The sequence below is a fragment of the Mesorhizobium sp. WSM4845 genome (genome assembly GCF_055811455.1).
Window position 1 is genome coordinate 64,400 of record NZ_JBVVQA010000007.1, and the last position, 23,208, is coordinate 87,607.

Genomic DNA, 23,208 nt, shown 5'->3' on the forward strand with positions numbered 1-23,208 from the left:
AGGTCGTGTCCCAAAACCGCTACGCACCCTCGGTTCAAGCCCCGGTTCAAGCCCAAGGCATGCTTTTAGGCGACATGCCTTAAATGTTGCGGCTGCCCGGCTTGACAGGCGGTATGGCGGCAAGCTCGGGCGGCAGCCTGTCGGCCGGGTAGGCCGGAACCTCATATTCGGCGAGCGCGATCAGCGGCACGCCGACATCGGTCTTGCCGGCCGAGCGGTCGATGATGCAGGCAGCGGCAACCACCTCGGCGCCAAGCGCGCGCAGGCAGTCGATGGTCTCGCGGATCGACAGGCCGGTGGTGACGATGTCCTCGACGATGACGACGCGCGACCCGCTGGCGATCTCGAAGCGGCGGAGCCTGAACTCGCCCGCTTCCCGCTCGACCCAGATCGCCGGTGCGCCAAGATGGCGCGAGGTTTCGTAAGCCGGGATCAGCCCGCCGATCGCCGGGCCGACGACATAATCGATCCTGCCGGACACAGCAGCGCGGATTTTTTGGGCCAGCGCCTTGCACAGGCGCTCGGTCTTGTCGGCATGCATGAAGACCCGCGCCTTCTGCAGGAAGACCGGGCTACGCAAGCCCGATGTCAGGATGAAATGCCCTTCGAGAACGGCACCGGCTTCACGGAAAACGCCCAGCACTTCGTCGGTGTTCATTGTTCGCTCCATGTGGATGGCAGTGAATAGTGAATAGTGAATGGTGAATAGTCAGTAGTCAGTAGTCAGTAGTCAGTAGTCAGTAGTCAGTAGTCTGCAGTGAGAGCACCCTTCTTTCACTATTCACTATTCACTATTCACTATTCACTATTCACTATTCACTATTCACTATTCACTATTCACTATTCACTACTCTCGCCATTCACCCATTCACGCGCCGTGCATCGCTGACGCTCGAATTGTCCTTGAGCTGCGACAGCAGCCGGTTCAGGTGCTTCAGGTCCCAGACTTCGAGATCGATCAGCATTTCGGTGAAATCAGGCGCGGTGCGCACCATCGACAATGTATGGATGTTGGCGTCGTTGGATGCAACGACCTGCGCAATGTCGGCCAGCGAGCCCGGCGCGTTGATGGCGGTGACCGAGACGCGCGCCGGAAACCGCTCCTTGGTGCGCTCGTCAATGTCCCAGCGCACGTCGATCCAGCGTTCTGGCTGGTCGTCGAAGGCCTGCAGCGCCGGCGACTGGATCGGATAGATGGTGATGCCGGTCCCCGGCTGCACGATGCCGACGATGCGGTCGCCGGGCACGGCACCTTCCGGCGCGAAGCGCACCGGCAGGTCGCCGCGCACGCCGCGGATCGGTACGGCGCCGTCCCTTAGCTGGTCCTTGTCCTTGCGTGCGGCGCGGCCCGGAATCTGGAACAGCATGCCGGCGGCGTTGCGGATCTTCGACCAGCCCTCCTCGCGCTGCTTGGGCGCCGCCAGCGTGATGCGCTCGTCCTTGTAGTCGGGAAACACCGCCTTGATGACATCGGTAGAGGCAAGTTCGCCGCGGCCGACAGAGGCCAGCACATCCTCGATGTCCTTGCGTGCCAGCCGATGCAGCACCGATTTCAAGCTTTCCTTGGTAAAAATTTTGCCTGACCGTTCGAAAGCACGTTCCAGTATGCGGATGCCGAGACCCGAATACTGCTTGCGGATGGCGTTCTTGGTGGCGCGGCGGATCGCCGAGCGCGCCTTGCCGGTGACGACGACCGATTCCCATGCCGCCGGCGGCACCTGCGCCTTGGAGCGGATGATCTCGACCTCGTCGCCATTCTTCAGTTCGGTCATCAGCGGCATGATGCGGCCGTTGACCTTGGCGCCGACGCAGGTGTCACCGACATCGGTGTGCACGGCGTAGGCGAAATCGATCGGCGTGGCGCCGCGCGGCAGCGCGATCAGCATGCCCTTGGGCGTGAAGCAGAAAACCTGGTCCTGGAACAACTCGAGCTTGGTGTTTTCGAGGAAGTCCTCGGGATTGTCGCCTTCGGCAAGCTGCTCGATGGTGCGCCGCAGCCAGGCATAGGCGTTGGTCTCCTTCGAGATCGCATGGGCAGTGCCGTTCACCTTGCCGCCGCTGTCCTTGTAGATCGAATGCGCGGCAACGCCATATTCGGCGATCTTGTTCATCTGATAGGTGCGGATCTGCAGCTCGACGCGCTGCCGCGACGGTCCGACGATGGTAGTGTGGATCGAACGGTAGTCGTTCTGCTTCGGCGTCGAGATGTAGTCCTTGAAGCGACCGGGCACCATCGACCACGCCGTGTGGATGGCGCCGAGCGCCCGGTAGCAGTCCTCGACGGTATCGACGACGACGCGAAAGCCGAAAATGTCGGACAGCTGCTCGAAGGACAGCGCCTTGGCCTCCATCTTGCGGAACACCGACCACGGCTTCTTCTGGCGGCTCTTGACCTCGGCCTTGATCGCATATTTGTCGAACAGCGTGGACAGCGCCTTCTCGATCTCGGACAGCACATCCTTGTTGCGCTCGAAGATTTCGGCGAGCCGCGCGGTGACGGCGCGGTAGGCTTCGGGATTGATGAAGCGAAAGGCGATCTCCTCGAGCTCCTCGCGCATGCCTTGCATGCCCATGCGCCCGGCCAGCGGCGCATAGATATCCATCGTTTCCTCGGCGATGCGCAGGCGCTTGGCTTCGGGGACATGGTCGAGGGTGCGCATGTTATGCAAGCGGTCGGCAAGCTTGACCAGAAGCACGCGAACGTCTTCTGATATCGCCAGCAAGAGCTTGCGCAGGTTTTCCGCCTGCTCGGCCTTCTTGGAGACGAGGTCGAGTTTCTTCAGCTTGGTCAGGCCTTCGACCAGTTTGCCCATTTCCGGGCCGAACAGCTCGTCGATCTCGGCCCTGGTCGCCGTGGTGTCCTCGATGGTGTCGTGCAGCAAGGCAACCGCGATGGTCGCCTCATCCATGTGCATTTCGGTGAGGATGGCGGCGACTTCGAGCGGATGCGAGAAATAGGGATCGCCGGAGGCGCGCTTCTGGTGACCATGCTTCTGCATGGCGTAGACATAGGCCTTGTTGAGCAGCGCCTCGTTGACGTCAGGCTTGTAGCGCTGGACGCGCTCGACAAGCTCATACTGACGCATCATGGGCGGGATCTCGCAGTGCTGAAATGAATCATGCGCCGCACTGGCGTACGGCGCATGTCATAGATAACCACGAAACCGCCGGCGCGAAAGTGTCGGCGGCCGGTGGGAAGATTAATAATCGTCGCTTTTTTCCGGCGGCACCAGACCTTCGATGCCGGCCAGGAGGTCTTCCTCGGTCATGCGGTCGAAGGTGATGTTGTCCTCGGTGTCGTCCGCGTCAGTTGCCGCAGCGGCGGTACCGGTCTGGTCGGCGATCGCCTCGCCGTCGGCTTCCGGCTCGTCGACCTCGACATGCTTCTGCAGCGAGTGGATCAGGTCTTCCTTGAGGTCGTCGGGCGACAATGTCTCCTCGGCGATCTCGCGCAGCGCGATGACCGGATTCTTGTCGTTGTCACGAGGAACGGTGATCTGCGCGCCCTGGCTGATCTGACGGGCGCGGTGGCCGGCCAGAAGCACGAGCTCGAAGCGGTTGTTGACCTTGTCGATGCAATCTTCAACGGTTACGCGGGCCATGAGCTGCCCCTTTCATGCCTGGATTTGATGGAAAACAGGCGCGGTCCATAACCCGAACGCCGCCAAAATACAAGCTTTTTGGCAGTGCCGGACAATGCCGGGCCTGGGGGCCTGGGCCCGGGGTCTGGCCAAGGCCAGTCTGGGCGCGCGCCGCCTGCGACATGCGGCACCGATCACAATTGCTTGCTATGCAGCATCATACCCTTGGATTGCCGTAAAACCGGCGTTATCTCGAATGACGAAGGTCAGCCGGTTATTTCAAGCTGACCGATAGTCACGCGCATTTAGACGACCGCATATTTTCGAAAAGGAATATTTCCATGTTCGACCCTCGTGAAAAAATCGCCCTTTTCATCGACGGTGCCAATCTTTACGCCACCTCGCGCGCGCTCGGCTTCGACATCGACTACCGCAGGCTTTTGTCGAACTTCCAGAAGCGCGGCTACCTGCTGCGTGCCTACTACTACACCGCGCTGGTCGAGGATCAGGAATATTCCTCGATCCGGCCGCTGATCGATTGGCTCGACTATAATGGCTTCAAGGTGGTGACCAAGCCGGCCAAGGAGTTCACCGACTCGACCGGCCGCCGCAAGATCAAGGGCAATATGGACATCGAGCTGACCGTCGATGCGCTGGAACTCGCCGATGTCGTCGACCACTATGTCATCTTTTCCGGCGACGGCGATTTCCGCACGCTGGTCGAGGCGCTGCAGCGGCGCGGGCGCAAGGTCTCGATCGTCTCGACCATGGCTTCGCAGCCGCCGATGATTTCCGACGATCTGCGCCGCCAGGCCGATCATTTCATCGACCTGATTACCTTGAAGAGCGATGTCGGCCGCGATCCGTCAGAGCGGCCGGTGCGCCGGCCCGAACCGGCCGAAGTCGACGAGGACGAGTATTGACGGCGGCGGTCTTGACCGCTCCCCTGGTCGCGTCCTCCGAGCCCGACCGCGATTGCCCGCTCTGCCCGCGGCTGCATGATTTTATCGCGCAATGGCGGCAGCGCGAGCCGTCCTGGTTCAATGCACCAGTGCCAACCTTTCTGCCACCCGAGGGCGAGGATGCGGTGCGGCTGCTGATCGTCGGACTGGCGCCGGGCCTGCGCGGCGCAAACCGCACCGGACGCCCTTTCACCGGCGATTTTGCCGGCGACCTGCTCTACAACACGCTGATCGCACACGGCTTTGCCCGCGGCCAATTCAAGGCGCGGCCCGATGACGGGCTGGAGCTTGTCGGCACGGCGATTACCAATGCAGTTCGCTGCGTGCCGCCGGACAACAAGCCGGCCGGCGCCGAGATTGCCACCTGCCGGACGTTCCTGGTGCCGACGATCGCGCGGTTCAAGAACCTGCGCGCCGTGCTGGCGCTGGGCTCGATCGCGCACCAGTCGACCGTGCGGGCGCTCGGCCAGCGTGTCGCCGCTTATCCGTTCAAGCATGGCGGGCAGCAGCAAACCAATGGCGTGACGCTGTTTTCCAGCTATCATTGCTCGCGCTACAACACCAACACCGGCGTGCTGACGGAAGCAATGTTCGTCAACGTCTTCAGGGAGATAGCGGCGTTTCTGGAGAGATAGATTCGGGCGGTGACGCAAACAGCTCGGCCAATTTCTCCGGCCCGCCCTGAAGCACATTCAGATCGACATCCCCGATGATGCCGTCGACGCGACCGCTGTCGTGGTACTGCCAATAGATCCAGTCGTCATGACCTGGCTGCAGCGCCAGCGAACGAACCCAGCGCCGGCGGCCGACAATCTGGCCGGCATAGGCCCGTGCCGCGTCGTCGGTCACGTAGAGTATCGCCGTCTTGCCGAAAGCTGCCTCGACAGGGCCGAGGAAAGCCGAGAGTTCAACACTCAATTCTTCGGGCGATGGCCGCCGCTGGCAATTGCCGACGAATTCGATATCCGCCACCGGCGGCAGCAGCGCTTGATCGCGCGGCACGACGGAGATGAAATTCTTCGCCTGATCGGCGCCAGGCCGGCAGAAGGTGAAGAAATGATAGGCGCCGACCGCCAGACCAGCCGCTCGCGCCTCACGCAGATTGGCGGCGAAGGCATCGTCGACGTGGTCGCCGCCTTCAGTTGCCTTGATGATGGCGAAGGCGACATCGTCGGCGGCTACACGCCGCCAGTCGATCTGTCGCTGATGATGCGAAACGTCGATGCCCCTGACCGGATATTTGCTGCGGTCCGGAGAAAACGGTCGGGAGTAAAAATAGCCGGCGGCCGTGACAAGGCACGCCAGGATCAGGCTGGCCGCACCCCAAAAGACAATCCGGTTCCTCATCCGGTTCTTCAAAAGAGTGGCTCCCGGCCTACCCACGCTCCTTCAGCAGCCGGCCCTTTTCGCGCGACCAGTCGCGCTGCTTTTCGGTCTCGCGCTTGTCGTGCAGTTTCTTGCCGCGGCCGACGGCGAGCAAAAGCTTCGCCCGGCCTTTTTCATTGAAATAGATTTTTAGCGGCACCAGCGTCATGCCTTCGCGATCGACGCTCTGCGACAGCTTGGCCATCTCGCGCTTGTTGAGCAGGAGTTTGCGGCGCCGGCGCGGCTCATGGTTGAAGCGGTTGGCTTGCAGATATTCCGGCAGATAGGAGTTGATCAGCCAGATCTCGCCGCCCTCGACCGAGGCGTAGCTGTCCTGGATGTTGGCCTGGCCCTGGCGCAGCGACTTCACCTCGGTGCCGGTCAGCACCAGGCCGGCCTCGATCGTGTCGAGCACCTCGTAGGAAAACCGCGCCTTGCGGTTTTCCGCAACGGTCTTGTTGTTGGGATCGGCTTTTCTGACCTGGTTCATGACGTCTAGAGTCCGTTTCGAAACTCGCTCCTGCGAGTCAGATGATGGTGGCACTAGAGCGCCGCGCGTTTTTTAAACGCGCAAAGGACGCTCTAGAAGTCTGAGTTTGCGCATGGTCCTTTCCGAAAGCGAACGCTTTCGGGGCCATGCGAGAACCGGAGCGGAACGTACATATAGTACGTGAGCACCGGAAGCGCAGGTGACGCCTTCAGTTGGCCGCGGGAGTAGAGTTTCCAAACGGGCTCGCTAGTTAATCAAGCCGGCGTGCTTCATGGCCGCATCGATCTTCTCGGCGGTCGACGGCTCGACGGTGACCAGCGGCGAACGCAGCACGTTCTCGACCTTGCCGAGCTTCGACAGCGCATATTTCGCGCCGGACACGCCGGGTTCCAGGAAAATCGCCTTGTGCAGCGGCAGCAGGCGGTCCTGCAAGTCCAGCGCCTTGGCGTTGTCGCCGGAAAGCGTCGCCTCCTGGAATTCGGCGCACAGCCGCGGCGCGACGTTCGCCGTCACCGAGATGCAGCCGACGCCGCCATGGGCGTTGAAACCGAGCGCCGAGGCGTCCTCGCCGGAAAGCTGGATGAAATCTTTGCCACAGGTGGCACGCTGCTCGGAAACCCGCTCGACCTTGCCGGTGGCGTCCTTGACGCCGACGATGTTCTTGAAGTCATGCACCAGCTGGCCCATCGTCTCGGGCATCATGTCGATCACCGAGCGCGGCGGAATGTTGTAGATGATGATCGGCAGGCTGGTCGCTTTGGCGACGGCAGCGAAATGCGCATAGAGGCCGCGCTGCGTCGGCCGGTTGTAGTAGGGCGTGACGACGAGTGCCGCGTCGGCGCCGGCCTTCTCGGCATATTGCACCAGGCCAACCGCCTCCTCGGTGTTGTTGGAGCCGGCGCCGGCGACGACCGGAACGCGGCCCTTTGCCACCTCGACGCACACTTTGACGACGTGGCGGTGTTCGTCATGCGACAGCGTCGGCGACTCGCCGGTGGTGCCGACCGGAACCACGCCGGTCGTGCCTTCAGCGATCTGCCAGGCGATGAAGGCGCGAAACGCTTTCTCGTCGAAACGGCCGCTCTTTTCGAACGGTGTCACGAGCGCGGTAAGCGAGCCTCTCAGCATGTCGTCCAACTCCTTGGGACTGGCGCATGAGCCCGAAATCGGAGCCGATTCACGGAAAGGTCATGCGCCAAATTAAAAGTGCCACAGCGTCCTTTGCGCGTCCGAGATGACGCGCGGTGCTGCAGGTGTTTTGTCGTGCGCGCCTTCTAGCCGAAAGCGAAGCGGCGCACCATAGTCTCGACATTGTTGCGCGGCAAGCATGACAAGAATGCCAGCAAGCGCAATTTGAACCGATAGCCCCGTTTACAGGCTCTTCACCACAGCCAACTAGGCTTCAGTTGATCTGTGCCTGTTGGTGATTGTGCAAGACAGGAAATGATGAAGACGATGCCGACCCGGCAGCCTCATTTTTTCGCGCTGCTTGGCGCAATTCTCCTGTTGACGCCGACCCTTGTGGCCGCCGGCAAGGTCGATGCACAGGTCACGTCGACCATTCCGAAGCCAAACCTGCTGGATACCGGCCTGCAGGGTCCGGAATCCCCTCCCGCCAGCGTCGCCAGGTTGAAGAGCGGCCTCGATGCGCTGGCGGCAAACGACATTGCCGGTGCGCGCCAGGTGCGCGACGCCCTGCCGGTCAATTCGCTCGACCAGCACATCCTTGCCTGGGCGATCGCGTTCTATGGCGGCGACAAGGTGCCAAGCGGCGACATCGCCGATGCTGCGAAAATGCTGCCGAACTGGCCGGGCATGATCGCCTTGCGCAAGAACAGTGAGCGCGCGCTCTACCGCGAAAACCCCGCGCCTGAGATCGTGGTGCAGGCTTTCGGCGGCAGCCAGCCGCAAACAGCCGAGGGCGTGGTGATCCTCGCCCGCTCCTATGTCTCGCTCGGCAACGTCGAGGCGGCGCGCTCGGTGCTGTCGCCTTTCTGGCGCACCGAAAAACTGCAAGCCAGGGACGAGGCGGCAATCATCCAGGAATTCGGCAAGCTGATTCCCGCAGCCGACCACCGGTTCCGCATGGAGCGCATGTTTTATGCCGACCGGGTGAATTCGGCGCTGCGCGTCGCCGGCCTTGCGGGCGCCCGGCAACTGGCCGACGCCTGGGCCGCGGCGGACAAGGGCGACAAGAATGCGGTCGACAAGAACGCGGCCAGGCTGCTGAAGGTGGTGCCCGCCGCGCAGCGTTCGGCCGGCTATCTCTTCGCCCAAGCCCAATATCTGCGCAAGCAGCAGAAGTTTTCCGACGCCGCCGCAATGGTGATGAAGGCGCCGAGCGACCGCAACGCTCTGATCGACCCGGATGCCTGGTGGGCCGAGCGCCGGGTGCTTTCGCGCGAACTGGTCGACCAGGGCGACATGAAGACCGCCTACAGGATAGTCGCCGCACACGCCGGCGAAACTGCTGCCAACGCGGCGGATGCGGAGTTTCATGCCGGCTGGTACGCGCTGCGCGGCCTCAACGATCCCACCACCGCTGCCAAGCATTTTGAGCGGATCGCCGGTCTCGCGCAGGGGCCGATATCGCTGTCGCGCGCCTACTATTGGCTCGGCCGTGCCGCCGCGGCCGGCGGCCCCGGCAGCGCCAGGGATTATTTTAGCCGTGCCGCAGGTTATGGCACGACGTTCTACGGCCAGCTCGCCGGTGAGCGCGTCGGCCGGCAGGTCCTCAACATCGCCCATCCGCAGCCGAGCGCCACCGATCACCGGAATTTTTCCAGCCGCGAGGCGGTCAGGGCCATCAGGCGACTTCAGCAGGCGGGCTATCAGCGCTACGCCGACACGATTTTCCGCGACCTCGCCGGCCAGTTGAGCAGCCCCGGAGAGCTGGCGCTGCTGGCCGCGATGGCGGAAAAGCAGGGCAATCACTTCCTGGCACTGAAAGTCGGCAAGATCGCCGGCGCGCGCGGCATCGATGTCGGGGCGCTTTCGCATCCGCTCGGCGTCATTCCCGAGACAGCCAATATTTCCGGCTCCGGCAAGGCGCTGGCCTATGCGATCGCCCGCCAGGAAAGCGAGTTCAATATCGGCGCCGTCTCCAGCGCCGGAGCGCGCGGGCTGCTGCAGCTGATGCCGGCGACCGCCAGGCAATTGGCTGACAAGGCCGGGATGACCTTCTCGCAGGCGCGGCTGACCACCGACGCCGGCTACAACGCGACCTTGGGCGCCGCCTTCCTCGGTGAGCAGCTCGGCCGCTTCGACGGCTCCTATGTGCTGACCTTCGCCGGCTACAATGCCGGCCCCGGCCGCGCCGCCCAGTGGGTGGCCAGATATGGCGACCCGCGCGGCAAGGACATCGACGCCGTCGTCGACTGGATCGAGCGGATTCCCTATACCGAAACAAGAAGTTACGTCCAGCGCGTGATGGAGAATTACGAAGTCTACAAGATGCGTATTTCCGGCAAGTACGACATTGTCGGGGACCTGGTGAACGGGCGGAGTTGATCCGTTCGGGCGAAGGCTGGCTTGGCGAAGCACCCCCCTCTGCCCTGCCGGGCATCTCCCCCTCTTGCCATATGCGCTAAGGTAGGAGTTGCAGCGGGGAATCGGTTGTGATTCTACGCTGCGATGACTCACGAATCGCTTGTAGATGACGGCTGGGCCGAGACGATTGAGCTTCTCGGTGGTGAAGAGTTGATCGCGGGGAGTGCTCGCGAGACGAAGGCGTTCCTGCGGCCGCGGGGCGTCAGATCGGCTACTGATCTGTTGCGCCTGACTCTGGCTTACTGCCTTGGCAAGGTGGGCATGCGGGGCGTCGTGGCCTGGGCGGCGGCGAGCGGGATCGCCGACATCTCGGACGTGGCGTTGCTCGGCCGGCTGCGCAACGCAGGGCCGTGGCTGCAGCAGTTGATTGGGTATCTTTTGAAGCGCGAGGAGGTAGGCTTGGCCAAGGGCCGGCTGATCCGCATCCTCGATGCGACATCGGTTGCCAAGGCCGGTGTGCATGAGAAGAAGAACAATGGCCTTTGGCGTATGCACTGCGCCTTCGATCTTGAGCGCGAGCAGTTCGATTTCCTCGAGATCACCGACCAGAGCGAGGCCGAGCTGATCGACCGCGTGCCGGTGGTGGCGGGCGAGATCCGCATCGGCGACCGCGCCTATCTGCAGGCCGAGCGGATCGCAAAGGTCATGGCGCAAGGCGGCGACGTTGTCGTGCGTGCGGCGTGGAAGAATGTGCGATGGCTCGATGCCAGCGGTAAGCCATTCGATCTCATCGGCCACCTGAAGAGCTGCCGCGAGGAGGTCATCGAAACGCCTGTCTGGCTGGGCCTCAAGAAGAAGGGCGAGCCCCTGAAGATGCGCCTGATCGCCTTGCGCAAATCCGAGGCCGCGACACAAGAAGCGCGGCGCAAAATCAACAAGGAAGCCAAGGCCAAGGGCAAGCAGGTTCAACCGGAGACGCTGATTGCTGCCGGGTTTGTTATCCTTGTGACCTCGCTTGACCAGGAGGAGTTTCCCTCCGGCACAGTTCTCAAGCTCTATCGCATGCGCTGGCGCATCGAGCTCGCCTTCAAGCGTCTGAAGAGCCTGATCGGACTGCGCGCGCCTCCCGCCAAAGACCCAAGGATCGCAAAGCCTTGGATTCTTGCCCACTTCCTCATCGCGCTTGTGACCGAACCCCTCTCGCAGGAGTTGGGTGTCTCTCCCCCTTGAGCGACGGACGCCCGCTGCTGTGGCGCGCTACCCGCCAGATCGTCGCCTCTCTGATCGCAGCGATCTTTGCTCAACCTCCCTTGGCAACCCTGCGCCAAAATCTCCATGCCTTGCGACATCGATGGCGTGAACCACCACGAAAGCGCAAATTTCAGTCCATGCCGAAGCTATCTTAGCGCATATGCCCTCAAGGGGGAGATTGGCAGTTACACTGGCAGCGCCTTCCTTATCAGCGTTGGCGATTGGCGAAAGCAAAGGGACAGCCAATCTCCCCCCAAGTGGGGGAGATGTCCGGCAGGACAGAGGGGGCGCTGTCCGGGGCGCTGTTCCGCCGACATCTCGAAAATGACGCTTCGATTTGACCACCCCCGCCCTCGCCTGTAGCAGTCGAGACGATCCGACAACGGCGAGGAATCGAGTCCCAAAATGTCGAGCGGTTTTTCCGACTTCTTCTACGCCTCGCCGGACGGGCTTGAACTCCACGCCCGCATCTATGGCGAAGCGAATTCCGGCCACTGGCCGGTCGTCTGCCTGCCTGGCCTGACCCGCAATTGCCGCGATTTTCATGAGCTGGCGCTGCATCTGTCGCGGCGGGCGCAAACGCCGCGAAAAATCGTCGCTTTCGACTATCGCGGGCGCGGGCAATCCGCCTACGACCCCGATGTCGGCCACTACAACATCGGCGTCGAAGGCGGTGACATCCTCGCCGGGTTGGCGGCGCTGGGCATCGACGAGGCTGGTTTCATCGGCACGTCACGCGGCGGGCTGATCATCCATGTGCTCGGCGTGATGCGGCCGGCAGTCCTGCGGGCTATCGTGCTCAACGATATCGGCCCGGTGCTCGAGGCCGGCGGTCTCGCCCATATCCGCTCCTATCTCGAGCGCGCGCCGAAGCCGAAAACCTACGCCGAGGCCGTCGGCGCCCAGCGCGGCGCGCATGGCAGCGACTTTCCTGCCCTGACCGAGGCGGATTGGGAGCGGATGGCAGCGGCGCTCTACCGAGATACGGTTGAAGGATTATTGCCGGATTTCGACCCGAAGCTGGTCGACACGCTGGCGGGACTCGACCTGACCCAGAAGCTGCCAGACATGTGGCCGCAGTTCGAGGCACTGGCGGCAATACCCTTGCTCGCCATACGCGGCGCCAATTCGAAGCTGCTGTCCGCCGAGACCTTCGAACAGATGCGAAACCGTCATCCTTGTGTCGAGACGATCACGGTCGAAGGCCAGGGCCATGCGCCTTTCCTCGATACCGGCGGCCTGCCCGGCGCCATCGCCGCTTTTCTGGACAGGACCGAGCAACGCTTCGCCGGGAGCCGGTTTTTTCAACGATAATGGGTCAGGCTTGTTGATTGTGCCGGCGCTTTTCTTTATCCACCAGCGCAACGGAGAGGTGGCCGAGTGGTCGAAGGCGCTCCCCTGCTAAGGGAGTAGAGGTCAAAAGCTTCTCGTGGGTTCGAATCCCATCCTCTCCGCCATCCCGCTTCGCGCTTCGCGCTCGCCGCTTTTCGCCATGCGGCGATTCTGCGGCAATGCCTTGGCCGGCGACTCACAGACATCGCCGCAATTGCGGCAGGCAATTGCCGGAATCGGCCGGATTGCAAGGGCTGGCCCAATGGGTCTCCAACCTGTCTCCGGCAGCCCAATGGTTAACGGGAGCTTTCCGAGTGAGGCCAAATCGTGTCATTTGTGCAACAAGGCAGGGTGATAGCGCCTGCACAGACCTTTCGCCGATGCGATGGTTGTTGAACGCCGCCGCCTCATGGGTAATGTCGGGTTCGAAGGAGCGGCGCGGTGCGCATCTTTTTCGGTAGTGGGGATGGGGCAGGGAACGCTGTCCTTCAGCAAAGAATACCCAGACCCGTTTTTTAACTTTTGACTGGAGGTCAGAAAATGAACATCAAGAGCCTTCTTCTTGGCTCCGCTGCGGCTCTGGTCGCAGTTTCCGGTGCGCACGCCGCCGACGCCGTCGTCGTCGCCGAGCCGGAACCCGCTGAATACGTCCGCATCTGCGACGTCTACGGCGCTGGCTACTTCTACATCCCCGGCACCGAGACCTGCCTGCGCATCGGCGGCTATGTCCGCTACGACATCGGCGTCGGCGACGTCGGCTCGTTCGACGGTGCTGAGAACTTCGACGTCGAGGACGGCGACATCCAGGACACCTACTACAAGCAGGCCCGCTTTAACCTGAAGACCTGGACCGGCCAGGAAACCGAGCTCGGCACCTTGAAGACCTACACCGAGACCCGCTTCAACTTCGGCAACCGGAACCGGCACGTCAGCAGCACATACGTCCCCGGTCCCGATCCGGACGGTGACGGTCCGCTGCCCCCGCTGCCAGGTGAGACTATCATTGTCGCTAACCCTGCCGAGAACAAAGGCATTTCGCTGAACTTCGCCTGGATCCAGCTCGGCGGTCTGCGCGTCGGTAAAGACGAATCGGCCTACGATACGTTCATCGGCTACGCCGGCAACGTCATCCAGGATACGCTTGTTCCTTACGGCGGTTTCGACACCAACGTCGTCCAGTACTATTTCGACGCCGGCAACGGCTTCTCGGCCGTGGTCTCGCTCGAACAAGGTTATGGCGACTTCACGATCGACAGCTATGTTCCGCATGTCGTCGGCGGCCTGAAGTGGACGCAGGGCTGGGGCGCCATCACCGGCGTCATTGCCTACGACGCCAACTACGAAGAAGTGGCCGGCAAGGTTCGCCTCGACATCACCCCGATGGAGAACCTGTCGCTGTTCATCATGGCCGGCTACGGCACTGACGACAACTACGAGGATCCCGGCTTCGCAACACCCGTCGCCGGCGGCCGCGGCATGTACAAGCTGTGGAGCGGCAACTGGGCGGTCTGGGGCGGTGGCACCTACACCATCAACGAGAAGACCTCGTTCAACACCCAGATCTCGTATGACGAAGGCGAAAACCTCGGCATCGCTGCCAACATCGCCTATGACATCGTTCCGGGCCTGACGATCACGGCCGAAGTCGATTACCTGCACGCCGGCGACTTCGGCGAGGACGACTTCTCCAACTGGACCGCTGCGGACGACGAAGACAGCCTCGGCGGCATGCTCCGCTTCCAGCGCTCGTTCTAATCAGCAGCGTCTGACTGAACTCGAACCCGGCGGGCAACCGCCGGGTTTTTTCGTATTGGCGTGGCTGTCAAGGGCGGAATGTTTTCAGCCGAATAATGCAGCTGCACAGAATGAAAGCAGCGGCGATCCTTCGCGCCCCCCTCTGTCCTGCCGGACAGGGCTCTTCCTTCTCCCTCTGTGGGAGAAGGTGGATTGGCGCGCAGCGCCAAGACGGTTGAGGGGTGTTGGACGGAGTGCGGTTGGTGCCAAGCTGGAACACCCCTCATCCGACCGAGCTTCGCTCGGCCACCTTCTCCCACAAGGGGAGAAGGAGAGAGCCCCGGTCAAATCTCAGCAAGATCGCCCAGCGACTGGATCAGTGGCTGAATTTCGTTTTCATAATTCTTCCAGCGCTTGACCGACGATTTGTATATCGGTTGGCGAACCTGCCAGCGGCTGGGCGTGTTGACCGAACCATCCCTGTCGAAAAAGCGCAGGCAGGCGTCATCCCAAGGCAGCCCGAGATAATCTATCAGGCGGCGCGACTGGGCTTCCTGGTCCTCAACCAGCGTTTCATAGCGATTTTCGAAGATAAGGCCTGGAAAGACCTCGTTCCAGTGCCGCATCAGGCGGTCATACTCGCGATAGTACAGGCCTAGTGTATTCAGGTCGGTGTTGTAGCTGTGTGCCTCGCTGAAGTTGAGGACGAAGCAGGAGACGCAATTGTCGATGGCATCACGTCGGCAATGAATGATGCGTGCGTTGGGGAAGAGAAGGCCGATAAGGCCGATCAGTTCAAAATTGTGCGGCGTCTTGTCCACGACGCGAAGTGCGGCAGGCGCCCGCTCCCGCAAATAGGACAGATGCTCTTCGGCCAAGGTTCTGGACAGGTCTTCCGTGATCGAGGTGATCGGCTGGTTCAAATCACCAGCCGATGATGTCTTGAGGCCGATCGCATTAGCAACCCGACTCAGTTTGCTAAGCTCCCCTGCGCCATGAATGTCGGGATGGCTGGCGCAGATCTGCTCGGTGAGCGTCGTCCCCGAGCGGGGCATGCCAACCACGAACACAGGCGCTTCGGAAGGATTTCCATAGCCGGCCCTGGCAGCCAGAAAGTCCGGCGTGACGGTTTCAATCATCGAATCGACCCACCGACGATACAGATCGATATCGAACCTTTGGCCGGAGGCCTGTTTCGCCTTGTTGAAATGGTCGAATGCCTCGTCATAGCGCTTGAGGTCGTTCAGCACCTTGCCGGCGGCGTGATGGAGTTGCTGCGCGCCTTCCGAACCAAGTTTCGGATTACCGAGCTCACGAAGGATGGATTGGAGCTCCTCGGGCTCCTCGGTGAAGTTTCGCGTCTGTACAAGGTCGTTGTAGGCAGCCGGCACGCCAATACGACGTGCGATCGCTTGCTTCAGATAGGCGGCGGCTTCATCCATACGCCCCAGGCCGCTGAGCGCGCTGGCCAGCCCGGCTCGCACCTTGGGATGATCGCGGTTGATTTTCAGCGCCTTCTCGTAAAGCGGCAGAGCCATGTCGGGCTTGTCAAACGCCGTGTAAGTGCGCCCCAATGCACAAAGTGCTTCGATAAGGCCGGGCTGCAGTTCCAGGGCGTACTGCATATGCTTGATTGCTGGCGCATACTCGCTGACCTTCACATAGGCCTCGCCCAGGCTGAGGTGGTAGTAGGGGTTTTTAGGTTCCTCGCCGACCGCCCGTGCGAAATATCGCAAGGCCCGCTCATCGTCGTAACCCAGGTATATGGTCCCCAGGATGTATAAGGCGAGCGGATGGTTTGGCGTGCGCTCCAGAACCCGAAGGCATAGGTCCTGAGCCTCGTCGAGCCGCTTGGCCTGCTGAAAGGCATATGCCTGTTTCAGCAATGCGTCGTCGGCCTGCGCACGCGATTGGGCGCTTGCTTTCTGCGGGCTCACCAAAGGCTTCACTATCGGCCCCTTCACTTTTGGCGCGGGTCCGGGCTTGATGTGCTTTGACCAGGCAGGCGGGAGTCGATTGTTCATGATATCTCGCTAGCAAAAAGAAATATCTCGCTAGCAAAAAGTGCGGGGGGAATCCAGCATGCTGGCTGCAGCCAAGGCGGGAGCTTGCGCGGCCAACTGTGCCGCGCTAGCAAGAAGGCCCCTTTCGAGCGAGCCCCCTTTTTTAGCGAGCCTTGCCATGCGCCAGCGCCCTCCCCTCACGCCGATCGTCAGCGTGCTTCCTTCGACGGTGCCGTTTGTCGGCCCGGAGGCGCAGGAGCGGGATCGCGGCCGCGCGTTTCGCGCCCGCATCGGCGCCAATGAGAGCAGTTTTGGCCCCTCGCCGCGCGTCATAGCCCGCATGGCCGGCATCGCCCGCGACATGTGGATGTATTGTGATCCAGACAATCACGATTTGAAGGTGACTGTTGCCGCGCATCTTGGCATTGGGGTCGAAAACGTGGTGGTCGGCGAAGGCATAGACGGGTTGCTCAGCCTGGTGGCGCGCATGTATGTGGCACCGGGCGACGCGGTGGTCACCTCGCTCGGCGCCTATCCGACCTTCAATTTCCATATTGCCGGCGTCGGCGGCCGGCTAGTCGCGGTCCCCTACGAGAACGACCGGGAAAGCCTGGACGGCCTGTTGGCTGCGGTCACCAGGGACAAAGCGCCGCTGGTCTACCTGTCCAACCCGGACAATCCGATGGGAAGCTGGTGGGAGGCGGCGGAGCTCATCCGCTTCATCGAAGCCCTGCCGGAGACCACCATGCTGGTGCTCGACGAGGCCTATGGCGAATTGGGCCCTGCCTCGGCGCTGCCGCCGATCGACGTGTCGCGGCCGAACGTCATCCGCTTGCGCACCTTCTCGAAGGCCTACGGGCTGGCCGGCATACGCTGCGGCTATGCGGTAGCCGACGCTCAGGTGATCCGCGATTTCGAGAAGATCCGCAACCACTACGGCGTCAGCCGCATGGCGCAGATCGCCGGCGTCGAGGCGCTGGCCGATCAGGACTATCTGCAAAGTGTGGTGGCGCGGGTCGCTTCCGGCCGCCGGCGCATCGCCGAGATCGCCGAGGCCCATGGGCTGAAGCCGCTGCCCTCGGCTACCAATTTCGTCACCATGGACTGCGGCGGCGACGGCGCCTTCGCGCTGAAGGTGCTGCAGGCGCTTTTGTCGCGCGATGTGTTCATCCGCAAGCCGATGGTGCCGGTGCTCGACCGCTGCATCAGGGTCAGCGTCGGCCTCGACCACGAACTCGACATTTTTGCCGAGGAATTGCCGGGTGCGCTGGCGGCGGCACGGGGAAGCTGAGAGGCGCTCTTCCTTCTCCCCTTGTGGGAGAAGGTGGATCGGCGCGTAGCGCCGAGACGGATGAGGGGTGTTGGACGGAGTGCCGACGGTGCCAAGCTGGAACACCCCTCATCCGACCTCGCTTCGCGAGGCCACCTTCTCCCACAAGGGGAGAAAAAGGAGTCGCGCTCTTGAATTAATTGAACGTTCGTTTTATTCTTGCCCTCTCAACGAGGCTTGCATGGCGCGCACGACCGGTTCCGACGGCGAAAAGACCGAAGCGGCGGTCCGCGAGTCGGCGGTCAGCCTGATCGCGCGCCTCGGATATGAGGCGATGTCGATGCGCCAGCTGGCCGCCGAGGTCGGCGTCCAGGCGGCGGCGCTCTACCGTTATTTCCCGACCAAGCAAGACCTTTTGTTTACGCTGATGCGCGAGCACATGGAAGGGCTGATCGAGGCGTGGGACGCGGCGCGCCCGGCCGCGGCCGATCCGGCGACCCGGCTCGCCGCCTATGTCGAAAATCACATCGCCTTCCACATCGAACGCCGCCATTCCACCCATGTCTTGAATATGGAATTGCGCAGCCTGTCGCATGACCGCCTGACGCAGATCCTGCGTATGCGCACCGCCTATGAGAAGGAGCTGCGCGTCATTTTGCGCGACGGCGCGGAAGCCGGCGTCTTCGACGTCGAAGACACAGGGCTGACCGCCATGGCGCTGATCCAGATGATGACCGGCGTTATCGTCTGGTTCCGGCCGGGCGAGCGGCTATCGATCTCGGAGGTAACCGCCACATATCTTTCAATGACGATACGCCTGGTTGGAAGCAAAGGCCCATGGCGCGACAACGACCTGCAGCGCCGCAGCCGGCGAGCAAAGGATGCTGTAGCACTTTGATTTTGCGCCCTTCCCGAAATCGAATTCGATTTCGGGGCCGTGCGCCGGGAGGAACGGCATGTACACGCACACACTCAACTTCGGGCTTGACGAAGACATCGAAGCGCTGCGCGACCTGGTGCGGCGCTTCGCCCAGGACAAGATCGCCCCGATCGCCGCCGAGATCGACCGCTCGAATGAATTTCCGGCGCATCTGTGGGCCGAGCTCGGTGGGCTCGGCCTGCTCGGCATCACCGCCGATCCGGAATTCGGCGGCACCGGCATGGGCTATCTCGCCCATGTCGTGGCGATGGAGGAGATTTCGCGCGCCTCGGCCTCGGTCGGCCTCTCCTATGGCGCCCATTCCAACCTCTGCGTCAACCAGATCAATCGCTGGGCAACACCGGCGCAGAAGGAAAAATATCTGCCTGCGCTGTGCAGCGGCGCAAAGGTCGGCGCGCTGGCAATGTCGGAATCCGGCGCCGGCTCCGACGTCGTGTCGCTCAAACTGCGCGCCGAAAAGCGCAATGATTGCTATGTACTCAACGGCACCAAGATGTGGATCACCAACGGCCCGGACGCCGAGACGCTGGTCGTCTACGCCAAGACCGATCCAGAACTCAAGTCGCGCGGCATCACCGCCTTCATCGTCGAAAAGGATTTCGCCGGATTTTCCGTCGCGCAAAAGCTCGACAAGCTCGGCATGCGCGGCTCCAACACCGGCGAACTGGTTTTTTCGGATGTCGAAGTGCCGTTCGACAATGTGCTGCATGAGGAAGGGCGCGGCGTCGAGGTGCTGATGTCGGGCCTCGACTACGAGCGCACGGTGCTCGCCGGCGGCCCGCTCGGGCTGATGGCGGCGTGCCTCGATGTGGCGGTCCCCTATGTGCACGAACGCAAGCAGTTCGGTCAGCCGATCGGCGAGTTCCAGCTGGTGCAGGGCAAGCTCGCCGACATGTATACAACGATGAACGCCGCGCGCGCCTATGTCTATGCCGTCGCCGCCGCCTGCGACCGCGGCCAGACGAGCCGCAAGGACGCCGCCGCCTGCGTGCTGTTCGCTGCCGAAAAGGCGACGCAGATGGCGCTCGACGCCATCCAGCTGCTGGGCGGCAATGGCTACATCAACGACTATCCGACCGGCCGGCTTTTGCGCGACGCCAAGCTCTACGAGATCGGCGCCGGCACCAGCGAGATCCGCCGCTGGCTGATCGGGCGGGAAATCATGGCGGAAGGAGTCTGATGGCGCTATCTCCTGAATTTGCCATGCTGGACGATTTGCCCCATATTTCTCGTAATATGTCATATTTTTGGAACGAGGCGGGCTATGGCGAACGGAACCGAAAAGGCTGGGTTTGACGAGAATCCGCCGACACAATTCGACGCAGGAGCTCAAAAAACTCCGCTCCGGCTGCCACCGAAGCGCGAGCGCGTCAGGCTTGGCGAGGGCGGACGCTTCGTTATCCCGGCTGCGATGCGCGAGGAAATCGGGGTGAAGCCTGGTGAGGACTTGATCCTTCATGTCGAGAACGGCGAGTTGCGGGTAAGGTCGTGGCTTCGGAACCTGCAGCGCGTCCAGGCCGAATTGTCAGCGTTGAAGAAGCCCGGCGAAAGTGTCGTCGACGAATTTCTGAAGGAGCGGCGGGAAGAACAGCGTCGAAGCGATAGACGTTTGGATCGGCTTCATGCCGAAGGTACGGCGAGGAAGGGAGCGAAGTGAAACCTTACGTCATGGACAGTTCGGCGGCGCTTGCGATCCTGCTTGACGAGAAAGGCACCGATATTGCCCTGGGTTTCGCGCCGGATGCGCAATGCAGCTCCGTCAATGCGGCCGAAATCATAGCCAAGCTGATCGACAAGGGACGCAGCATGGAAGAGGCCGCGGACGACCTCGCCAGTCTCGGCATGCCGGTCGCTGCTTTCGACGAGATGATGGGCATCGCCGCCGGTCAGCTTCGCGAGCTGACGCGGCATCGCGGCTTGTCGCTGGGCGACCGGGCCTGCCTGGCCCTGGCAATTCGCGAGAACGCCATTGCCGTCACCGCCGACCGCGACTGGGGCGACCTGGATATCGGCTGCAAGATCGAATTGATCCGGTAACGCCAATGGCCCCCCTCACCTCGCAGATCTCGCCAGCCTCCGACACCTTCCGCGCCAATGCCGAGCGCATGCGGGCGCTGGTCGCCGACATTGCGCAAAAGGCGGCAACCGTCGAGCGCGGCGGCTCGGAGGAAGCGCGTGAGCGCCACCAGAGCCGCGGCAAGCTTTTGCCGCGCGAGCGCCTCGCCCAATTGCTCGACACCGGCTCGCCATTCCTCGAGATCGGCCAGTTCGCCGCGTGGTCGATGTATGGCGAGGATATCGCATCGGCCGGTATCATTGCCGGCATCGGCCGCGTCGAAGGCACGGAAGTGATGGTCGTCGTCAACGACGCCACGGTGAAGGGCGGCACCTATTATCCGCTGACGGTGAAGAAGCATCTGCGCGCCCAGGAGATCGCGCTGCAGAACAGATTGCCTTGCGTCTATCTGGTCGACAGCGGTGGCGCCAACCTGCCCAACCAGGACGAGGTGTTTCCCGACCGCGACCATTTCGGCCGCATCTTCTACAATCAGGCCAACATGTCGGCTGCTGGCATTCCGCAAATCGCCTGCGTCATGGGTTCGTGCACGGCGGGCGGCGCCTATGTGCCGGCGATGTCGGACGAGACGATCATGGTACGCAACCAGGCGACCATCTTCCTCGGCGGTCCGCCGCTGGTGAAGGCCGCCACCGGCGAGGACGTCAGCGCGGAGGAACTGGGCGGCGCCGAGGTCCACACGCGGCTTTCCGGCGTTGCCGATCATTTTGCGCTAGACGACGAGCATGCGCTGGCGATCGCGCGCCGCATCGTCAAGAACCTCAATCGAAAGAAGCAGATCGGGCTGGCGCTGCGCGATCCGATTGCGCCGCTTCATGCGGCCGAAGAACTCTACGGCATCGTGCCGACCGATCTGCGCCAGCCCTATGACGTGCGTGAAGTGATCGCCCGCATCGTCGACGGCTCCGAATTCGACGAGTTCAAGCAGAATTATGGCACCACGCTGGTCACCGGCTTTGCCCATCTCAACGGCATGCCGGTCGGCATCATCGCCAACAACGGCGTGCTGTTTTCCGAAAGCGCGCTGAAGGGCGCGCATTTCATCGAGCTGTGCTGCCAGCGCAAGATCCCGCTGATCTTCCTGCAGAACATCACCGGCTTCATGGTCGGGCGAAAATACGAGGCCGGCGGCATCGCCAAGGACGGCGCCAAGCTGGTGATGGCGGTCGCCACGGCCCGCGTGCCGAAGGTCACCATGATCATCGGCGGCTCGTTCGGCGCCGGCAATTACGGCATGTGCGGACGCGCCTATTCGCCACGCTTCCTGTGGATGTGGCCGAATGCCCGCATTTCGGTGATGGGCGGCGAGCAGGCGGCCACCGTGCTGGCCGTGGTCAAGCGCGAGGGGATCGAACGCAAGGGCGGGGAATGGAGCGCGGAGGAGGAGGCAAAATACAAGAAGCCGATCCTGATGAAATACGAGCATGAAGGCCATCCGCTGTATTCCTCCGCCCGGCTCTGGGACGACGGCATCATCGATCCGGCCAAGACGCGCGAGGTGCTGGCGCTCAGCCTGTCAGCCGCGCTGAACGCCGGGATCGAGGAGACGAGCTTCGGCGTGTTCAGGATGTGACGATGAGCGAGCCCAGGATTCGCGTTCATGTCGGCGACATCACCAGGCTGGCGGTCGATGCCATCGTCAACGCCGCCAACACCTCACTTCTGGGTGGCGGTGGCGTCGACGGCGCCGTCCACCGGGCGGCCGGCCCCGAGCTTCTGGCCGAATGCCAATCCCTCAATGGCTGCAAGGTCGGCGACGCAAAACTCACCAAGGGCTACAGGCTGCCGGCACGCTATGTCATCCACACGGTCGGACCGGTCTGGCAAGGTGGCGGCAAGGGCGAAGCCGAGTTGTTGGCCTCCTGCTACCGCCGGTCGCTCGAACTCGCCGCCGGCAAGGATTGCAGGACGGTGGCATTTCCGGCGATCTCGACCGGTGTATACCGGTATCCAAAGGACCAGGCGACGCAGATCGCCGTTGGTACCGTGAGCGCCTTCATCAGCCACAACGCGGTTCCGGAAACCGTTATCTTCTGCTGCTTCGACCAACAGACGGCGGACCTGTACCAACAGGCGTTGCTGCGCATGGCGGGAGCGTAACCGGCTCAGGTAAGAAAATCCATCCATAGTTCTCAGACTTATTTTCATTCCCCGACCTGGCCAGACGAAAGAATCGCGGCTATTGCTCATTGCAAATACCAATGGGGATTGGGCGAAGATGAGACAGCAGCTTTTTCAGAAAACAACTGTATCTGTACTTGCGGGATTGCTTATATTAGCGGCACCCGGCATCGGAGCGGCGGAACCGCTGGCGGGAAGCAAGGGCGACAAACGTTTCGCCGTCCATTTTCCGGCAGGTTCGACCGGAGACTGCCCGAAGGCCTACAAGGCCTATGTCGCGGCGAGCGGCCATTCGGCCTATGCGACGACGTTCCAATCGCGCGTGACCGACCTCTACATCATCTGCGGCTCCAAACTCAATGCACCCTCGCAACAGGCCGCGGAAGAGAGTGCGTTGCGCAATTGCCAGGCCGGCTTGACGAGATGGAAGGTCAAGACCGCGGCCGGCGGCTGCGGGATCGCCGCGTCCAAATAGGTCACGACCGGAGGAGCTTGCGAGATCGCCGCCTCCAAGTAGGCAGGCTGGCTTACCGATCCTTTGACAATGGCCGGACTGCAAAGCAGGGTGTTGCCACAGCTCGCGTGAAGGAGCA

The 23,208-nt window shown here is 62.3% G+C and carries 21 protein-coding genes and 1 tRNA gene; 15 read left to right on the forward strand and 7 right to left on the reverse strand.

Annotation, left to right across the window (positions count from 1 at the left end):
• Positions 1–79 precede the first annotated feature (79 nt).
• The 3 genes from pyrE to rpoZ all read right to left on the reverse strand — a co-directional run bounded on the left by pyrE (position 80) and on the right by rpoZ (position 3,602).
• Complete coding sequence (gene pyrE, locus AC0L2C_RS10585; RefSeq protein WP_023800770.1) at positions 80–658, reverse strand: orotate phosphoribosyltransferase; 579 nt, start codon at positions 656–658, stop codon at positions 80–82.
• A gap of 202 nt (positions 659–860) precedes the next feature.
• Positions 861–3,089, reverse strand: a complete 2,229-nt coding sequence (locus AC0L2C_RS10590; RefSeq protein ID WP_287068708.1) for a RelA/SpoT family protein — start codon at positions 3,087–3,089, stop codon at positions 861–863.
• A 111-nt stretch (positions 3,090–3,200) separates the two neighbouring features.
• Complete coding sequence (rpoZ, locus tag AC0L2C_RS10595; protein WP_023800772.1) at positions 3,201–3,602, reverse strand: DNA-directed RNA polymerase subunit omega; 402 nt, start codon at positions 3,600–3,602, stop codon at positions 3,201–3,203.
• A 320-nt stretch (positions 3,603–3,922) separates the two neighbouring features.
• Here rpoZ and AC0L2C_RS10600 point away from each other — a divergent pair, with 320 nt between their 5' ends.
• Both AC0L2C_RS10600 and AC0L2C_RS10605 read left to right on the forward strand, forming a co-directional pair.
• Positions 3,923–4,504 carry a LabA-like NYN domain-containing protein gene (locus AC0L2C_RS10600; RefSeq protein WP_023800773.1) on the forward strand — a complete coding sequence of 194 codons (582 nt, stop codon included), beginning with the start codon at positions 3,923–3,925 and terminating at the stop codon, positions 4,502–4,504.
• The gene (locus tag AC0L2C_RS10605; RefSeq protein WP_373420431.1) at positions 4,501–5,178 is read left to right on the forward strand and encodes a uracil-DNA glycosylase; all 678 of its coding nucleotides are present in this window, start codon (positions 4,501–4,503) and stop codon (positions 5,176–5,178) included. Before AC0L2C_RS10600 ends, AC0L2C_RS10605 begins: the two co-directional genes overlap by 4 nt.
• Here AC0L2C_RS10605 and AC0L2C_RS10610 read toward each other — a convergent pair.
• From AC0L2C_RS10610 to dapA, 3 genes are all read right to left on the reverse strand, one after another.
• Positions 5,147–5,890, reverse strand: coding sequence for a glycoside hydrolase family 25 protein (locus AC0L2C_RS10610; protein WP_287068709.1), 744 nt, complete (start codon positions 5,888–5,890; stop codon positions 5,147–5,149). The two genes, AC0L2C_RS10605 and AC0L2C_RS10610, sit on opposite strands and share 32 nt — an antisense overlap.
• A gap of 28 nt (positions 5,891–5,918) precedes the next feature.
• Positions 5,919–6,398, reverse strand: coding sequence for an SsrA-binding protein SmpB (gene smpB / locus AC0L2C_RS10615; protein WP_128172698.1), 480 nt, complete (start codon positions 6,396–6,398; stop codon positions 5,919–5,921).
• 246 nt (positions 6,399–6,644) lie between these two features.
• On the reverse strand, positions 6,645–7,526 hold the full coding sequence (gene dapA / locus AC0L2C_RS10620) for a 4-hydroxy-tetrahydrodipicolinate synthase (protein WP_236371719.1): 882 nt from the start codon (positions 7,524–7,526) through the stop codon (positions 6,645–6,647).
• A gap of 327 nt (positions 7,527–7,853) precedes the next feature.
• On the opposite strand from dapA, the gene AC0L2C_RS10625 reads away from it, so the two are divergent.
• From AC0L2C_RS10625 to AC0L2C_RS10645, 5 genes are all read left to right on the forward strand, one after another.
• Positions 7,854–9,908 carry a lytic transglycosylase domain-containing protein gene (locus tag AC0L2C_RS10625; protein ID WP_473523323.1) on the forward strand — a complete coding sequence of 685 codons (2,055 nt, stop codon included), beginning with the start codon at positions 7,854–7,856 and terminating at the stop codon, positions 9,906–9,908.
• Positions 9,909–10,031: 123 nt separating this feature from the next.
• Positions 10,032–11,117, forward strand: a complete 1,086-nt coding sequence (locus AC0L2C_RS10630) for a transposase (protein ID WP_127212741.1) — start codon at positions 10,032–10,034, stop codon at positions 11,115–11,117.
• A 426-nt stretch (positions 11,118–11,543) separates the two neighbouring features.
• Positions 11,544–12,452 (forward strand): alpha/beta fold hydrolase, encoded by a 909-nt coding sequence (locus AC0L2C_RS10635; protein WP_473523324.1) that lies wholly within the window; start codon positions 11,544–11,546, stop codon positions 12,450–12,452.
• 52 nt (positions 12,453–12,504) lie between these two features.
• A tRNA-Ser gene (locus AC0L2C_RS10640) sits at positions 12,505–12,595 on the forward strand.
• Positions 12,596–13,010: 415 nt separating this feature from the next.
• Positions 13,011–14,225, forward strand: a complete 1,215-nt coding sequence (locus AC0L2C_RS10645; protein WP_473523325.1) for a porin — start codon at positions 13,011–13,013, stop codon at positions 14,223–14,225.
• A gap of 323 nt (positions 14,226–14,548) precedes the next feature.
• Here the strand turns inward: AC0L2C_RS10645 and AC0L2C_RS10650 are convergent, their stop codons facing one another.
• Positions 14,549–16,228 (reverse strand): tetratricopeptide repeat-containing sulfotransferase family protein, encoded by a 1,680-nt coding sequence (locus AC0L2C_RS10650; protein WP_473523326.1) that lies wholly within the window; start codon positions 16,226–16,228, stop codon positions 14,549–14,551.
• A 157-nt stretch (positions 16,229–16,385) separates the two neighbouring features.
• On the opposite strand from AC0L2C_RS10650, the gene AC0L2C_RS10655 reads away from it, so the two are divergent.
• The 8 genes from AC0L2C_RS10655 to AC0L2C_RS10690 all read left to right on the forward strand — a co-directional run bounded on the left by AC0L2C_RS10655 (position 16,386) and on the right by AC0L2C_RS10690 (position 23,090).
• Positions 16,386–17,498 carry a pyridoxal phosphate-dependent aminotransferase gene (locus AC0L2C_RS10655; protein WP_473523327.1) on the forward strand — a complete coding sequence of 371 codons (1,113 nt, stop codon included), beginning with the start codon at positions 16,386–16,388 and terminating at the stop codon, positions 17,496–17,498.
• A gap of 220 nt (positions 17,499–17,718) precedes the next feature.
• Complete coding sequence (locus AC0L2C_RS10660) at positions 17,719–18,375, forward strand: TetR/AcrR family transcriptional regulator (RefSeq protein WP_473523328.1); 657 nt, start codon at positions 17,719–17,721, stop codon at positions 18,373–18,375.
• A gap of 58 nt (positions 18,376–18,433) precedes the next feature.
• On the forward strand, positions 18,434–19,597 hold the full coding sequence (locus AC0L2C_RS10665; RefSeq protein WP_473523329.1) for an isovaleryl-CoA dehydrogenase: 1,164 nt from the start codon (positions 18,434–18,436) through the stop codon (positions 19,595–19,597).
• An 84-nt stretch (positions 19,598–19,681) separates the two neighbouring features.
• Positions 19,682–20,074, forward strand: a complete 393-nt coding sequence (locus AC0L2C_RS10670; protein ID WP_473523330.1) for an AbrB/MazE/SpoVT family DNA-binding domain-containing protein — start codon at positions 19,682–19,684, stop codon at positions 20,072–20,074.
• Positions 20,071–20,454 carry a type II toxin-antitoxin system VapC family toxin gene (locus tag AC0L2C_RS10675; protein ID WP_473523331.1) on the forward strand — a complete coding sequence of 128 codons (384 nt, stop codon included), beginning with the start codon at positions 20,071–20,073 and terminating at the stop codon, positions 20,452–20,454. The genes AC0L2C_RS10670 and AC0L2C_RS10675 overlap by 4 nt, the downstream gene beginning before the upstream one ends.
• A gap of 5 nt (positions 20,455–20,459) precedes the next feature.
• Positions 20,460–22,067: a carboxyl transferase domain-containing protein gene (locus AC0L2C_RS10680; protein WP_473523332.1), complete on the forward strand. Its 1,608-nt coding sequence runs from the start codon at positions 20,460–20,462 to the stop codon at positions 22,065–22,067.
• A gap of 2 nt (positions 22,068–22,069) precedes the next feature.
• Positions 22,070–22,594: an O-acetyl-ADP-ribose deacetylase gene (locus AC0L2C_RS10685; RefSeq protein ID WP_473523333.1), complete on the forward strand. Its 525-nt coding sequence runs from the start codon at positions 22,070–22,072 to the stop codon at positions 22,592–22,594.
• 118 nt (positions 22,595–22,712) lie between these two features.
• Positions 22,713–23,090, forward strand: a complete 378-nt coding sequence (locus tag AC0L2C_RS10690; RefSeq protein ID WP_473523334.1) for a hypothetical protein — start codon at positions 22,713–22,715, stop codon at positions 23,088–23,090.
• The last annotated feature ends 118 nt before the right edge of the window (positions 23,091–23,208 follow it).

What these genes read in the sequence shown, in the direction of transcription:
- pyrE (WP_023800770.1), bottom strand. Translation starts at nt 658, where the DNA reads ATGAACACCGACGAAGTGCTGGGCGTTTTCCGTGAAGCCGGTGCCGTT.
- AC0L2C_RS10590 (WP_287068708.1), bottom strand. Translation starts at nt 3,089, where the DNA reads ATGATGCGTCAGTATGAGCTTGTCGAGCGCGTCCAGCGCTACAAGCCT.
- rpoZ (WP_023800772.1), bottom strand. Translation starts at nt 3,602, where the DNA reads ATGGCCCGCGTAACCGTTGAAGATTGCATCGACAAGGTCAACAACCGC.
- AC0L2C_RS10600 (WP_023800773.1), top strand. Translation starts at nt 3,923, where the DNA reads ATGTTCGACCCTCGTGAAAAAATCGCCCTTTTCATCGACGGTGCCAAT.
- AC0L2C_RS10610 (WP_287068709.1), bottom strand. Translation starts at nt 5,890, where the DNA reads ATGAGGAACCGGATTGTCTTTTGGGGTGCGGCCAGCCTGATCCTGGCG.
- smpB (WP_128172698.1), bottom strand. Translation starts at nt 6,398, where the DNA reads ATGAACCAGGTCAGAAAAGCCGATCCCAACAACAAGACCGTTGCGGAA.
- dapA (WP_236371719.1), bottom strand. Translation starts at nt 7,526, where the DNA reads ATGCTGAGAGGCTCGCTTACCGCGCTCGTGACACCGTTCGAAAAGAGC.
- AC0L2C_RS10625 (WP_473523323.1), top strand. Translation starts at nt 7,854, where the DNA reads ATGCCGACCCGGCAGCCTCATTTTTTCGCGCTGCTTGGCGCAATTCTC.
- AC0L2C_RS10630 (WP_127212741.1), top strand. Translation starts at nt 10,032, where the DNA reads ATGACTCACGAATCGCTTGTAGATGACGGCTGGGCCGAGACGATTGAG.
- AC0L2C_RS10635 (WP_473523324.1), top strand. Translation starts at nt 11,544, where the DNA reads ATGTCGAGCGGTTTTTCCGACTTCTTCTACGCCTCGCCGGACGGGCTT.
- AC0L2C_RS10645 (WP_473523325.1), top strand. Translation starts at nt 13,011, where the DNA reads ATGAACATCAAGAGCCTTCTTCTTGGCTCCGCTGCGGCTCTGGTCGCA.
- AC0L2C_RS10650 (WP_473523326.1), bottom strand. Translation starts at nt 16,228, where the DNA reads ATGAACAATCGACTCCCGCCTGCCTGGTCAAAGCACATCAAGCCCGGA.
- AC0L2C_RS10655 (WP_473523327.1), top strand. Translation starts at nt 16,386, where the DNA reads ATGCGCCAGCGCCCTCCCCTCACGCCGATCGTCAGCGTGCTTCCTTCG.
- AC0L2C_RS10660 (WP_473523328.1), top strand. Translation starts at nt 17,719, where the DNA reads ATGGCGCGCACGACCGGTTCCGACGGCGAAAAGACCGAAGCGGCGGTC.
- AC0L2C_RS10665 (WP_473523329.1), top strand. Translation starts at nt 18,434, where the DNA reads ATGTACACGCACACACTCAACTTCGGGCTTGACGAAGACATCGAAGCG.
- AC0L2C_RS10670 (WP_473523330.1), top strand. Translation starts at nt 19,682, where the DNA reads ATGGCGAACGGAACCGAAAAGGCTGGGTTTGACGAGAATCCGCCGACA.
- AC0L2C_RS10680 (WP_473523332.1), top strand. Translation starts at nt 20,460, where the DNA reads ATGGCCCCCCTCACCTCGCAGATCTCGCCAGCCTCCGACACCTTCCGC.
- AC0L2C_RS10685 (WP_473523333.1), top strand. Translation starts at nt 22,070, where the DNA reads ATGAGCGAGCCCAGGATTCGCGTTCATGTCGGCGACATCACCAGGCTG.
- AC0L2C_RS10690 (WP_473523334.1), top strand. Translation starts at nt 22,713, where the DNA reads ATGAGACAGCAGCTTTTTCAGAAAACAACTGTATCTGTACTTGCGGGA.